The organism is Paenibacillus sp. 7516, assembly GCF_002272715.1.
GTDB classification, from domain to species: Bacteria; Bacillota; Bacilli; order Paenibacillales; family Paenibacillaceae; genus Paenibacillus; species Paenibacillus illinoisensis_A.
In genome coordinates, this window is the sequence record NZ_NPBI01000053.1 from 1 (window position 1) to 584 (window position 584).

The following is a 584-nucleotide window of genomic DNA, read 5'->3' on the forward strand; positions in this document are numbered from 1 at the left end:
GCATCCTGGTAGGATTCAACAATGTTTTGGAAGTATGGATCCAGAAGCAGGTTTTTGAGTGCTGCATCTTTGTCATATGCTTCTTTGATGTTTTGCAGGAACTGCGAACGGATAATGCAGCCGCCGCGGAAGATCATTGCGATGTTACCGTATTTCAGATCCCAGCCATACTCGTCGGAAGCCGCACGCATTTGGGCAAAGCCTTGTGCGTAGGACACGATTTTACTTGCGAACAATGCTTTGCGTACACTCTCGATGAACGCTTTTTTATCGCCGGAGAATGCTTCAGTTTTCGGTCCGTTCAGGATTTTGCTCGCAGCTACACGCTCGTCCTTCATCGCGGACAGGAAACGGGAGAATACGGATTCCGTAATCATGGACAATGGTACGCCGAGATCCAGCGCGCTTTGGCTTGTCCATTTGCCTGTTCCTTTTTGTCCAGCCGCATCCAGAATAACGTCAACCATTGGTTTGCCGGTTTCCGGATCGTATTTGGAGAATATATCCGCCGTAATCTCGATCAGATAGCTGTCCAGTTCGCCTTGATTCCACTCTGTGAAGATTTCGTGCAATTCCTCAACGGA

1 protein-coding gene is annotated in these 584 nt (G+C 48.6%); it reads right to left on the reverse strand.

Annotated features, from left to right (window positions below; genetic code table 11):
• On the reverse strand, positions 1 to 584 hold a 584-nt coding region (locus CHI14_RS29570), incomplete at both ends, for an NADP(+)-dependent, decarboxylating phosphogluconate dehydrogenase (RefSeq protein ID WP_481856465.1).